The sequence below is a fragment of the Nocardia bovistercoris genome, assembly GCF_015674855.1.
GTDB lineage: Bacteria > Actinomycetota > Actinomycetes > Mycobacteriales > Mycobacteriaceae > Nocardia > Nocardia bovistercoris.
Genome location: NZ_JADMLG010000001.1, coordinates 97,504 through 109,774, shown reverse-complemented (window position 1 = coordinate 109,774; position 12,271 = coordinate 97,504). Strand labels below are relative to the sequence as shown.

The 12,271-nt window shown below is 69.6% G+C and carries 13 protein-coding genes; 4 read left to right on the top strand and 9 right to left on the bottom strand.

What is annotated here, in order from left to right:
* Positions 1-31: 31 nt before the first annotated feature.
* On the bottom strand, positions 32-904 hold the full coding sequence (locus IT779_RS00515) for a YdcF family protein (RefSeq protein WP_196147134.1): 873 nt from the start codon (positions 902-904) through the stop codon (positions 32-34).
* Between the two features lie 217 nt (positions 905-1,121).
* On the opposite strand from IT779_RS00515, the gene IT779_RS00510 reads away from it, so the two are divergent.
* The gene (locus IT779_RS00510) at positions 1,122-1,976 is read left to right on the top strand and encodes a bifunctional 5,10-methylenetetrahydrofolate dehydrogenase/5,10-methenyltetrahydrofolate cyclohydrolase (RefSeq protein WP_196147133.1); all 855 of its coding nucleotides are present in this window, start codon (positions 1,122-1,124) and stop codon (positions 1,974-1,976) included.
* A 79-nt stretch (positions 1,977-2,055) separates the two neighbouring features.
* Here the strand turns inward: IT779_RS00510 and IT779_RS00505 are convergent, their stop codons facing one another.
* The 3 genes from IT779_RS00505 to IT779_RS00495 form a co-directional block, all read right to left on the bottom strand.
* Positions 2,056-3,114, bottom strand: coding sequence for an alpha/beta hydrolase family esterase (locus IT779_RS00505; protein WP_196147132.1), 1,059 nt, complete (start codon positions 3,112-3,114; stop codon positions 2,056-2,058).
* 300 nt (positions 3,115-3,414) lie between these two features.
* A complete protein-coding gene (locus IT779_RS00500) occupies positions 3,415-4,068 on the bottom strand; it encodes a hypothetical protein (RefSeq protein WP_196147131.1) in 654 nt (217 codons plus the stop codon).
* A 297-nt stretch (positions 4,069-4,365) separates the two neighbouring features.
* Entirely contained in the window at positions 4,366-4,893 is a 528-nt protein-coding gene (locus tag IT779_RS00495) for a MarR family winged helix-turn-helix transcriptional regulator (RefSeq protein WP_196147130.1), read from the bottom strand.
* An 83-nt stretch (positions 4,894-4,976) separates the two neighbouring features.
* On the opposite strand from IT779_RS00495, the gene IT779_RS00490 reads away from it, so the two are divergent.
* Complete coding sequence (locus IT779_RS00490) at positions 4,977-6,740, top strand: ABC transporter ATP-binding protein (protein ID WP_196147129.1); 1,764 nt, start codon at positions 4,977-4,979, stop codon at positions 6,738-6,740.
* A 232-nt stretch (positions 6,741-6,972) separates the two neighbouring features.
* On the opposite strand, the gene IT779_RS00485 is transcribed toward IT779_RS00490, so the two are convergent.
* Both IT779_RS00485 and IT779_RS00480 read right to left on the bottom strand, forming a co-directional pair.
* Positions 6,973-7,725, bottom strand: a complete 753-nt coding sequence (locus IT779_RS00485; protein WP_196147128.1) for a L,D-transpeptidase — start codon at positions 7,723-7,725, stop codon at positions 6,973-6,975.
* Positions 7,726-7,861: 136 nt separating this feature from the next.
* On the bottom strand, positions 7,862-8,518 hold the full coding sequence (locus tag IT779_RS00480) for a cyclodeaminase/cyclohydrolase family protein (protein WP_196147127.1): 657 nt from the start codon (positions 8,516-8,518) through the stop codon (positions 7,862-7,864).
* Here IT779_RS00480 and IT779_RS00475 point away from each other — a divergent pair.
* The gene (locus IT779_RS00475; RefSeq protein ID WP_269781516.1) at positions 8,502-9,686 is read left to right on the top strand and encodes an LLM class F420-dependent oxidoreductase; all 1,185 of its coding nucleotides are present in this window, start codon (positions 8,502-8,504) and stop codon (positions 9,684-9,686) included. The two genes, IT779_RS00480 and IT779_RS00475, sit on opposite strands and share 17 nt — an antisense overlap.
* Before the next feature lie 69 nt (positions 9,687-9,755).
* Here the strand turns inward: IT779_RS00475 and IT779_RS00470 are convergent, their stop codons facing one another.
* The 3 genes from IT779_RS00470 to IT779_RS00460 all read right to left on the bottom strand — a co-directional run bounded on the left by IT779_RS00470 (position 9,756) and on the right by IT779_RS00460 (position 11,090).
* Positions 9,756-10,094, bottom strand: coding sequence for an STAS domain-containing protein (locus IT779_RS00470; protein WP_196147716.1), 339 nt, complete (start codon positions 10,092-10,094; stop codon positions 9,756-9,758).
* 241 nt (positions 10,095-10,335) lie between these two features.
* Positions 10,336-10,815, bottom strand: a complete 480-nt coding sequence (bfr, locus tag IT779_RS00465) for a bacterioferritin (protein ID WP_196147125.1) — start codon at positions 10,813-10,815, stop codon at positions 10,336-10,338.
* Between the two features lie 80 nt (positions 10,816-10,895).
* Positions 10,896-11,090: a (2Fe-2S)-binding protein gene (locus tag IT779_RS00460; RefSeq protein ID WP_196147124.1), complete on the bottom strand. Its 195-nt coding sequence runs from the start codon at positions 11,088-11,090 to the stop codon at positions 10,896-10,898.
* A 393-nt stretch (positions 11,091-11,483) separates the two neighbouring features.
* On the opposite strand from IT779_RS00460, the gene IT779_RS00455 reads away from it, so the two are divergent.
* Entirely contained in the window at positions 11,484-12,260 is a 777-nt protein-coding gene (locus IT779_RS00455; protein ID WP_196147123.1) for a DUF1206 domain-containing protein, read from the top strand.
* The last annotated feature ends 11 nt before the right edge of the window (positions 12,261-12,271 follow it).

Genomic DNA, 12,271 nt, shown 5'->3' with positions numbered 1-12,271 from the left:
CCGCCCCGCGCTCAGGGGCGGGCGGGGTGGGTCAGCGGCTGGTGGAGAGTTGGAAGGTGCGGGTGGCATCGAGGTAGATACCGCGTTGGTTGGGGCGGGAGGGGGGTGGGAGTTGGGAGACCAATTGGTCCATCGAGGTCATCGCGCCGACCACGGCGGTGCCCGCGACGATGAAGTCGGCGACGGCGCGGCGGATGTGGTTGGGGGAGGTCACGACTACCGCGCTGGTGGCGCCGATGTCGCGCAGGAGTCTTGTGGTGTAGAGGGCGTTGCCCACGGTGGAGCCCGCTCTGGTTTCGAGGTGGATGCGGTTGGGCGGGAGGCCGTGTCCGACCAGCCAGGCGCGCATGGCTTCGGCTTCGGTGATGCCGTTCTGCGGGTTGCCGCCGGTGACGACGACGGGGGAGAAGGGGGCGGCCACCGCTTGGATCCAGGCGGCGGTGAGGCGGTTCACCAGTTCCGGGCGCAGGGCGCCGTCTGGGAGCAGGCCGTAGCCGAGTACCACGATGCCGGTCTGCGGGCCGATGAGTGCGGGCAGCGGGTTGGGCAGGGTGCCCGCCGCCGCGCCGACGGCGTCGATGACGTGGTTCGTGCCCGCCGCCATGCCGGGGTCGACGGCGTTGAGCCTGGCCATCGCGTCGACGAGGGCGGGGATGTCGCCCGCGAAATGCGACCAGATGGCCTGCAACGACAGTGCTTCGGCGTCGGCGGGGTCGGCGCCGATGAGGGCGCGCAGGTCGGCGCGGCCCGCGGCGTCGTCACCGTCGGTGAAGTTGCGTTGCGCTGAGTTGTACAGTGCGTCGGTCTCCGGACCCGCCGACGCGGGCGTCGCGGCGACACCGCTGAGAGCGACGGCCGCGCAGGACGCGGCGATCAGGGATTTCCAATGCCTCGAGATCTTCACTGCAGTCGACACCTTTCCACGTGCGAAACGGGTTTTCGGTATGTCAGCTGGCGGATGGCCGTGGGCAAACTGTGACAACGATACGGCCGGTCACCGCCGTCGCCCGGCAATTGCGGGGCCGAATGCGAGGGCTGTGTCGCCGGTGCGAGGCGCGCTCGGGCGACGCGCGGCGATCCGGCGCACGGCGCGCGGGCGTGTCACCGTAGGGTGGGGCAACGTGGATACCGTTTCGCTGACCGGCAAGGAACTCGCCGCCGCCATCAACGCCGACACCGGGGCCCGCGCCGCCGCGCTCGCCGCGAACGGCCCCGCGCCGCGCCTGGCGCTCGTCGTCGCCACCGACGACCCGGCCAGCGCCTGGTACGTGAACTCGCTGCGCAAGGCCGCCGAAAGACTCGGAATCGCTTGCGACCGTATCGATCTCGGCGCCGAGGCGAGCGCGGAGACGATCCGCGCCGAACTCGCCGCTCGCAGCGCCGACCCGGCCGTCGACGCGATCATGCTCCAGACCCCGCTGCCCGACGGCGTCACCCTCGACGACGTGAGTTCGTCCATCGCCGCCGACAAGGACGTGGACGGGGTGAGCCCGCTGTCACTGGGACTGCTCGCCGCCGGGCGCACCGGATTCGTGCCCGCGACCTCCGAAGCGGTCGTGGAACTGCTGAAGCATCACCGGATTCCGTTGGTGGGCAAGCATGTCGCCGTCGTCGGCCGGTCCAATGTGGTCGGCAAGCCGCTGGCGCAACTGCTGCTGGCCGAGAACGCCACGGTCACGGTCGCGCATTCCCGCACCGCGGATCTGGCGGCGGTCACCTCGGTCGCCGACGTGGTGGTCGCGGCGGCCGGGCGCATCGGCCTGGTCACCGGCGCGCACGTGGGCGAGGGCGCGGTGGTCGTCGATGTCGGCACCAACGAGGATGCCGACGGCAAGATCGTCGGCGATGTCGAGGCGGATTCGGTGCGCGGCAGAGCGTCGGGCCTGAGCCCGGTGCCCGGCGGTGTCGGTCCGGTGACCACGGCCCTGCTGATGCGCCACGTGGTGGTCGCCGCCGAGCGCGCCCGCGCCGTGTGACCCGGTAGGCGGGAGATCGCGACTGTCCGGTCTCGCACCGCGGAGGATCGAGCCGAACGAGGCCGAGGACCAACGACGCTCAGGTGCGCATCGGGTGGGCGCGGAAGAAGTCCCAGATGAGCTCGGTCGCGTCGACGGCGACGGTACTCGCGCCGACCAGCGGCGCGGGGGAGAAGGTGGCCGCGGTTCCCGGCCACACGTGGCCGCCGCCGACGATCGAATACAGCTGGACCTCGCCTTCCTGCGGGCACGGGTAACTGCGCAGGACCACCTCGGGGGCGACCCACTGCTCGGCGGGGTCGCCCGACCCGCAGCCGTTGCGCCGTGCCCATGCGTCGGCGTCGGCGGTGATGCTCTGCGCGCCGGGACCGTTCGCGCTCGGCCGGTCGCCGCGGCTGCCCGCGGATCCCGAGCCGTCGGAGGCGGGGAGCAGGCGGGCGTTGGGGCCGAGACCGCCTTCGTAGGCGACGATCGGGTCGGCGGTGCCGTGGAAGGAGATGACGGGGACCGGGCGTGTGGTGTCGCACCACGCGAAGTCCTGGAGTCCGGCGACCGGTGCGATGGCCGCGATCCGGTCCGAGAATCGGCAGGCCAGCGCCGAGGAGGTGAATCCGCCCATGGACAACCCGGCGGCGTAGACGCGACGCAGGTCGACGCAGACGGTCGATTCGATGTGGGTCAGCAGTTCGCCGAGATAGGCGATGTCCACGCTGTTCTCGCCCTGCTCCCATCTCGGGAGCGCGAGTTCGTCGATCTGCGGGGTGATCGTGAGGTATCCGTTCGCCATGCCGTGCGGGCCGAATCCGGTGCTCGCGTGTTCGAGCGCGGCGGGTTCGAGGTAGCCGTGCAGGTCGAGGATCAGCGGCAGCGGGCGGTCCGCACCGGGCGGCACGTTTCGGATGTAGCTGCCGGATTTGCCGAGCGCGGCGAACGACAGGGTCGATTCGCCGGGGGCGGGTGCGGGCGCGGCGCAACCCGTCGACGCGCGCGGCGCGATATCGGAGTCCTCGGCCCGCGCGGGCTGTGCGGCGGCGGTGAGCACGGCCGCGACGGCGACGAAGGCCGCGGCGAGCGCGAACAGAGGTCTGCGTCCGATCCGGCGCCCGGCGTCCGATCCGGTGAGTCTGTTGCCGATCATGAAAGGGATGCTCTCACGCGTCGCGCGCGACGATGGCCGGTCGCCGCGGCCTTTGTCGCCGTTCACAAGCCCGCGTCCGCGCGGGTGTCACCTCTCGGCGACGAGTAGGCGAAGGCGCGTCCGTGTGCGCCACGCCGGGCGATGGAAGTGGTGGGGTGCGGTCTCCGACGCGCGCGGTGGTCACCGACTGCGATGTGGGTGAGCGCCCGTGAGTGTCGTGCCGGGTGACGGCGGTGACGAGGGTGCGGTCCACGATCGGCGCGGCGATGACCGACTGCGCCGTGTGGGCGAACGCGCGGGTTATGCGGGGGCGATAGCGGTGATGAGGGTGCGGTCGCCGACGCGTGCGGTGGTGACCGACTGCGCGGTGTAGGTGAACGCCGCTGTGCCCGGTCGGTATTCGGTGACCGCCACCAGGTATTGGCCCCCGGTGGGGCCGGGAGTCATGCTCACGCAGTAGTTGGTGCCCGCCGGGATGGAATCGATGCCGCGCTGGATGGCGGGCGTGGTCGATACCGAGGCGTTCGGTGAGACGAAGGAGCGCGCCTGCGAGGCCGAGCGTGTGACGTAGTAGGCGTGCTGGAAGGCGAAGATGACGGCGGGTCCGGAATCGACCCCGCCCGCGCCGTTGCCTTGGATGCGATCGCCCACCCGTTCGGCCGGGCACTGGGCCACCGCCCGACCCTCGGTGGACCCGGGGACCACGACGACTTCGGCGGAGGTGCTCGATGCCACCGACTGTGGCGCGGGTCCGCCGCGGAACTGGAAGAACGCGAGGCCGACCAGTATCACCGCCGCGAGCGAACCCGCCAGCGGCGCGGCCCAGCGCGGAATTCGCCTGCGCCGCTTGGACCTGTCGATCATGCGGGCGAAGACGTCTTCCTCGGGTGGCGGCGCTTGCGGCCCGGTGTTCGGGCGCGGCGCGTACGTCGGCGCGACGGACGCGTGCGCCATCCATTCCGGCCGGTGGTCGTAAGGCCGTTCGACCGGTCCCGCGTCCGGTGGCAGCGATAGCGGAGCCCGCCCCCGAAGTGCCGGTCGCACACCCATGTTCGGTCGATCCATTACCCCGCCTCCATCAGGTCCACACCGTCGAGTTCGTTCCCACATCGGATGCCGCCCCCGGAACGATACTGCCAGTTTGCTGTCCCCGACATGCTGCGCCGCTCGCGCGGTGCTCGGCGTATCGAAACCGTTCTATCGCAGCCGATTCTAACCGCGCGTCGCGATAAGGGAAGGTGAGTGTCGCGTCTACGTCGCCGGACGCGGTCGGGGTGCGGTCACGGAATCGCCGTTCGCGGTAGCGAAATCCGTTGTGGTGATGGAAGAATCGGGTTCGGGGGCGGTGTTCCCGGCGTCGGATGCGGCGAGGTCGGCGAGGAGTTCGCGCAGCAGTTCGCGCCGAGCGGAGCCGAGCGGCGCGAAGATCTCGGCGGCGGCCTCGTGTCTGGCTCGCGCCATGTGCTCGAGTGCGCCCGCACCCGCGTCGGTGAGCGCGAGGCGGATGGCGCGACGGTTGGCCGGGTCGGGCGTTCTGGTGACCAGTCCCGCGCTTTCCAGCGCGTCGACCACGGTGGTGGCCGAACGCGGCACGATGCCGAGCCGCTCGGCGAGCTCGGTCATCGACGGCGGGTGCTCGGCGTATCCGACGACACGCAGGGCTCGCGCGTTCGCGGGAGTGAGACCGAGCGGGGCGAGCCGCGCCATCTGGTTGCGCCGGATGCGTTTGGCGGTGCGCAGGAAGAGCTCGGGAAGGTCGGCTTCGGGACCGCTGTCCATATTTCCGAGCTTAGCTCATTGTTCGGTGGAACAATTATGAGTCATACTCGGTTTCACGGTGTGATTCCAGGAAGGAGGCGCCTGTGACGCCACCACCCACTCGTCTGCGCCGGATACTCCGGCTCTTCCGCCCCTATCGCGCCCGCCTCGCGTCGGTCGCCGCACTCGTCGGCCTGTCCTCACTGGTCGGGCTGGCCTCGCCGTTCCTGCTGCGCGCCGTCCTCGACGACGCCCTGCCGCACGGCCGCACCGGCCTGCTGACCGCGCTCGCCGCGGGCATGGTCGCCGTCGCCGCGCTGACCAGCGTCTTCGGCGTGCTGCAAACCTATATCTCCACCGCCGTCGGCCAAGATGTCATGCACGACCTGCGCTCGGCGGTCTACGCCAGATTGCAGAGCATGCCGCTGGCGTTCTTCACCTCGACCCGCACCGGCGAGGTCCAGTCCAGGATCGCCAACGACATCGGCGGCATGCAGTCCACGGTCACCTCGACGGCCACCTCGCTGGTCTCCAACGTCACCACCGTCCTGGCCTCGGTGATCGCCATGATCGCCCTTGACTGGCGACTGACCGCGGTCTCGCTCGCCATGCTCCCGCTGTTCGTGTGGATCTCGCGCCGCGTCGGTGACGAACGCCGCAAGATCACCGGTCAGCGGCAGCGCCAACTCGCCTCGATGTCGGCCATCGTGGAGGAGTCGCTGTCGGTGAGCGGCATCCTGCTCGGGCGCACCATGGGCCGTTCGCCCGCCCTCGTCGACGATTTCACGCGCGAGTCGCGCGGCCTGGTCGACCTGGAGATCCGCGCGAGCATGGCCGGTCGCTGGCGGCAGTCCACCATCCAGATCGTGCTCGCCGCGATGCCCGCCGTCATCTACTGGGTGGCCGGGCTCACCGCCGCGGGCGGCAGCCCGCTGGTGTCGATCGGCACCCTTGTCGCCTTCACCACACTTCAGGCCGGACTGCTGCGGCCCATGGTGCAGATGCTCGGCACCGGCGTCGAGGTGCAGAGTTCGCTCGCTCTGTTCGACCGCATCTTCGAATACCTGGACCTGCGCCCGGACATCGCGGAACCCGCGCACCCGACGCCGCTGCCCGCGCCGCGCGGCGACCTGCGATTCGACGGCGTCGGTTTCGCCTACGGCGTCGACGGCCGCCGGGTGCTCGACGGCGTCGACCTCGCCGTGCCCGCTGGTTCGAGCCTGGCCGTGGTCGGTGCGACCGGATCGGGCAAGACCACCCTCGGCTACCTGGTCGCGCGCCTCTACGACGCGAGCGCGGGCCGGGTGACCGTCGACGGCGTCGACGTGCGCGAGCTGTCCTTCGCCGACCTCGCGGCGGCGGTCGGCGTGGTCTCCCAGGAGACCTACCTGTTCCACGCCTCGGTGGCCGACAACCTGCGCTTCGCCAAGCCCGACGCCACCGATGCCGAACTCGAGGCCGCCGCCCGCGCCGCCCGCATCCACGACCACATCGCCGGACTGCCCGATGGCTACGACACGCTGGTCGGCGAGCGCGGCTACCGGTTCTCCGGCGGCGAGAAGCAGCGCCTGGCGGTGGCGCGCGCGATCCTGCGCGATCCGCCGATCCTGGTTCTGGACGAGGCGACCAGCGCGCTGGACACCCGCACCGAACGCGAGGTGCAGGACGCCATCGACGCGCTCTCGCACGGTCGCACCACCGTCACCATCGCGCATCGGCTCTCCACCATCCGCGACGCCGACCAGATCGTGGTCCTCGACCATGGCCGCGTGGTCGAACGCGGCGCCCACGAGGAACTGGTGCGCCTCGGCGGTCGCTACGCCGAACTCGTGGCCCGCGACGCGACGGCGCTCAGTGTGGCCCGATGAAGTGTCGCCCGCCGAATTCGTACCCCGCCGAATTCGTAACCCGTCGCGAGCGCACGGGATTCGCGGACCGAACGCCGAACTCGTGGCGTGACGCGATGGCGGCCGGTACTGCCCGATGAATTCGTAACCCGCCGGAAGTACGCGGGATTCGGCAGACCGAACCGCCGAATCCGGCGCACCACAAAGGGATCGGCCTACCGACCAGCGGTATGGCCGATCCCGCGGTGTCACATCACCAGTGGATGGTCACCGGATCGCCGACGCCGACGTTGTTGTAGTACCAAGCCGCGTCCTCCGGAGCGAGGTTGACGCAACCGTGACTGACGTTGGCGTAGCCTTGGGAATCCGTCGACCAGGGTGCGGAGTGTACGAAAACACCACCCCAGGTGAGCCTTTCGGCGTATTCACCGTTGATGTAGTAGCCCTCGGAGGAATTGCGCGGGATTCCGATGGTGCTGGAGTCGAACACCACCGAACGGAACTTCTCCAACACGGGGAAGGTGCCGACCGGCGTCTCCCAGCCCGGTTTGCCGAACGACGCGGGCATCACCCAGACCACCTGACCGCCCTGGCTGACGGTGAAGGTGTGCGCGGACATGTCGCCCACGGCGACCACGCCCACATTCGTCTGGAATTCGCTGCGCACGGTGCCGAACTGGACCGTGATGGTCGAGCGCGCGGGTAGGAACTCGGCGGGCGTCCAGGTGAGTTCGGAATCGCCGGACCAGGAGTAGGTGCCGGACAGTGGTAGAGCAGAACGGATGTGGAGGTTGCTCTCCGCGCGGGCCTTGTCGGCGACGGGAGCGGCGAAACGAACAGACACAGGATGTGCGATACCCACCGTTGTCCCGGGTTCCGGCGAAATCGCCGTGACCCGGTCGACCGATGGGGTTCCGATCATTGTCGCTGCTGCCGCACCGGACCCGAACACGGCCACCGAAATGGCCACGAACGCGAGTAGCAAATGGCGTAGTGCGCCCCTCATGGCATCCACCCCTTTCGAGATGGTGTGGTACGGGGAACACCAGCTTACGTCCTCATGATCAACACAGTCGAGCCGGGTGGGGCGGATATGTTTCGGATGTGACGCATGGGTTCTGTAAGGCCTGAGAGGTCGCGAATCACCCGCGAACGGCGTGCAACACGTCCGCGTAGATGCCTTCGGCGCGCGCGACGATCTCCTCGACGCGCAGCAGCGTCGGCGCGAACCTGTCGCCGTCGGCGGCCGCAAGCGAGGCCACGTTGATCTCGATGTTGAGCCTCGAACTCGTCGCCGCGGCGCGGGCGGCGTCGGCGGCTGCGCCGATGTCGGTCACCACGTTCGGGTTGCCGATCGGCAGCAGTTCCGCGGCCAGCGACAGCACCTCGTCGGCTTCGTCGACCACGGCCGCGGGCACCCGCGCGGCCTCGATGAGCGCCACGGTGATCGCGGCGGCGCGCGCCGCGGCCTGCTCCTCGGTGTCCTTGGGCAGTTTGTAGGCGGCCCCGACCGCGGTGAACGCGGCGGCGTCGGCGTCGGCCAGTGCGAGCGCGCGGCCTCGGGCGGCGTCGGCGGCGTCGACGACGCGGTCGACGACCGGGCGGTGCTCGGCGTCCTTGGCGCGGGTGGTGTAGCGCGCGACCATGGCGATCAGCGCGGCGCCCTGCGCGGCGTGCAGCGCGGCGACCGCGCCGCCGCCGGGTGCGGGCACCTTGGCGGCCAGCTCCGACAGGTACTCCGACACCTGTACCGCGCCGAAGGACGCGGATTCCGGGGAGGAGATGGATGGCTGCGACACGGAAGCTGTGGCCTTTCGCTCTGTGTTGTCTCGACGTCCCACGCTACCGGGTGCCGCCGCGCGGGCGGCCACGGGCGCGCCCGCGTGTGCCGGTGCCACCTGTCGGCGTAGCCGGGGATATGTTGACCTCATGCGGATCGGATTGAGCATCAACTATTCGGGTGGCTTCAAGGAGGCGGCGGCCGAGGTCGCCGACCTCGAGCGCGCCGGACTCGACGTCGTGTTCGTTCCCGAGGCGTACTCCTTCGACGCGGTCAGCGGCCTCGGCTACCTCGCGGCGAAGACCGAGCGACTGCAACTCGCCTCGGGCATCCTGCAGCTCTACACGCGCACCCCGACGCTGACCGCCATGACCGCGGCCGGTCTGGACTACGTCTCCGACGGCCGCTACATCCTCGGCCTCGGCGCGTCCGGCCCGCAGGTGATCGAGGGCTTCCACGGCGTCGCCTACGACGCGCCGATCGGCCGCACCAGGGAACTCGTCGAGATCTGCCGCAAGGTGTGGCGCCGCGAGAAGCTCGAGTACCAGGGCAAGTACTACCGCATCCCGCTGCCCGAAGCCGAGGGCACCGGCCTCGGCAAACCGCTGAAGTTGATCAATCATCCGGTGCGCGAACGTATTCCGGTGCTGCTCGCGGCGCTCGGGCCGAAGAACGTGGAACTGGCCGCCGAGATCGCCGAGGGCTGGCAGCCGATCTTCTTCCTGCCGGAGAAGGCGAAGCAGGTGTGGGGCGAGGCGGTCGACGCCGGCAAGGCCAAACGCGACCCCGCGCTGGGCGAACTCGAGATCTACGCGGGTCCGGCGCTGGCCATCGGCGAGGACGTGGAACCGCTGCTGGAATTCGTGAAGCCGATGATCGCGCTCTACATCGGCGGCATGGGCGCCAAGTCCAAGAACTTCTACCACGCGCTGGCCACCCGCTACGGCTACGGTCCCGAGGCCGACCGCATCCAGGAGCTGTACCTGGCGGGCAAGAAGGACGAGGCCGTTCGGGTGGTGCCGGACCAGCTGGTGCGCGACGTGTCGCTGATCGGTCCGCTCGGTTACGTGAAGGAGCGGGTCGCCGCCTTCCGCGAGGCCGGGGTCACCACGCTGAACGTGGCGCCGCTGGCCGCGACCGCCGCGGACCGGGTGCGGTTGATCGAACAACTGCGCACGATCGTCTGACCCGGGCGCGCGAACGACGAGGCCGGACCCACCGCCGCGGTGGATCCGGCCTCCTTCGCGCTCGTGCGCTCAGTCCTCGCGCAGACCGGCCAGGGCCGATTCCAGCGTGGAATACAGCGCGAACACCTGGTCCAGGCTGGTCATCTTGAGCTGGCGGCTGGTGGCGGGCCCGTCGGCGACGACCGCGATGGTGGTCGCCTGTCCCGCCCGCTGATGGGCGGCCACCAGGGCCGCCATACCCGCCGATGCGAGGAAGCTGACGCCGGACAGATCGATGATCAGGGCCGCGGGTTTCGCGGCGAGGATGCCTTCGATCGCCGTCTCCAGTGCGGGAGCGGTCGCCAAGTCGACCTCGCCCGCCACCGTCAGCACCGTCGCCCCGTCGTGCACGGCGACGGAGGTGCTCATCGTGTCCGCGAGGGGATACGCGTCTCCGGAAGTGTTGGTCACGACTTTCACAACACACAAACTCACGCGAAAGCGCAACTCCGACAGGTCGCGGCGTCGAAGACGGTCGGTATGTTCGGTGCCATGGCGAGTCGATGCCGCCTGCGGCCCGGGCTGCCCGCGGACGAATAATCGCCCGGTGGTGGTCGCCGATCGGTGCGCCGCCGCGCGCGGCGGCGCGGATCGCCGACCACCGCTCGGGTCATTCCTCGTGCGCCTCGGTGTAGCGCTGCAGGTAGAGTGCCTCGCCGAGCTTCTCGACGAGGTCGAGTTCGGTCTCGAGGTAGTCGACGTGCTTCTCCTCGTCCTCGAGGATGTGCTCGAAGATGCGCGCGGAGGTGACGTCGCCGCGCGAGCGCATCAGGTCGATGCCGCCGCGCAGGCGCTGCACCGCCTCGAGTTCGATCTGGAGGTCGGCGCGCAGCTGCTCGGGCACGGTCTGGCCGATGCGCAGCGCGTTGAGTTTCTGGTAGTTGGGGAGTCCTTCGAGGAACAGAATCCGGTCGGTGAGGATCTCGGCGTGCTTCATCTCATCGATGGATTCGTGACGGGTGTACCTGGCCAGCTTCGGGTAGCCCCAGTTCTCCTGCATCTTGGCGTGCAGGAAGTACTGGTTGATCGCCGTGAGCTCGGCCGTCAGCTGCTCGTTGAGCACCGTGATGATGTCCTGGTCGCCTTCCATGCCTGCATGGTGACACAACTGTGGCCCGATCGTGCACTCACGATCGGGTGTGTCGGATCACGCGGCCGGCGTGTCGCGATTCAGGCGGCAGATGTTTCAGCGGTCGCTACGGCGAGCCTGGCCCGGGTGATCACCTCCGAAAGTCGTGCGGTGCAGCTGCCGCAGCCGGGTTTCCAGCCGCAGGCGGTCTTCACTTGCCGGGTGGTGCATGCGCCTGCCGAAACGCAGTCGTGCACATCTCCTTCGGAGACTGCGTTGCAGATACAGACGTACATGACACCCTTGTCGGCAGGAGCGATATTTCCCTGAGGTTAGCCTCTACTGAGGAGGTAAGCCTCCCCTAATGTATAGCAGTCGCTCATGAAAATGGGAACACCGTCGCCCGTAAAAATTCGCACTGCCGATCAGCCCGACGGCGGGCCGAAAAACGTAGGGCCCCTCCGGTATCTGGCGCAACCGCCCTTGACGGGACGTGTCGAACCGATCGCACCGGGAATGACGGCCGGTGACGGAAAGAGGTAGCCATGAGCATCTTGGGCAGTAGGAACAGATACGCGACCCGATATCGCCGCCCCGTACGCCGCCGCCGGTGGGGTTCGAGGTACGGGGGAGGGTGGAGCAGGCGCGGCCAGGCGCGCGCGCCGCGGACGGCTTCGAGCTCGGGCGGCGTGGCCTCGGTCGCGCGGTTCGGGTTCGCGGCGCGCGGGGTCGCCTTCCTGATCCTCGGCATCCTCGGTTTCCTGCTGGCGATCGGCACGGCCGAACACGAACCGGATCCGGGCGGCGCGCTGGCCGCGGTCGCCGAGAAGCCGCTGGGTTATCTGCTGCTGTGGATCCTGGCCTTCGGATTCCTCGCGCTCGCGGTGTGGCGCGGCGTGCAGGCCGCGAGCGCGGGCCGCACGTACTCGGGCGGACACCGGCTCTACGCCGTCGTCTCCGGAATCACGTACGCGCTCGCGTTCCTGGTCACGCTGCGTTTCGTGGTGCACGGGCGGCTGCCCGCCCCGAGCGACGCGGTCGCCCGCGACCTGAGCGCGCGGGTACTGAGCTGGGACGGCGGCCAGGTGGTCGTACTGCTCGCGGGTATCGCGCTCCTCGCCTTCGGGGTGTGGCAGACGCTGCGCGGACTGCGCCTGGACTTCCTCGACGATCTGCGCATGGGCTGGATGACCCGCGGGGCACGCCAGGCCGTGGTCTGGCTGGGCCGGTTCGGCTACGCCGCACGCGGCCTCATCGTGATCTGCCTCGGCTTCGCCGCGACGCTCGCCGCGCTGAACTACGACCCGGCCGAGGCGAAGGGCATCGACGCGGTGCTGCGCGACTTCGCCGAGAAGCCCTTCGGCCCGTGGCTGCTCATCCTGGTCTCACTCGGCCTGATGGCCTTCGGCCTGCTGTCCTTCCTCGAGGCCAGGCACCGTCGCACCTACGGCGGAGTGCCGGTCTGATCCGCCGGACG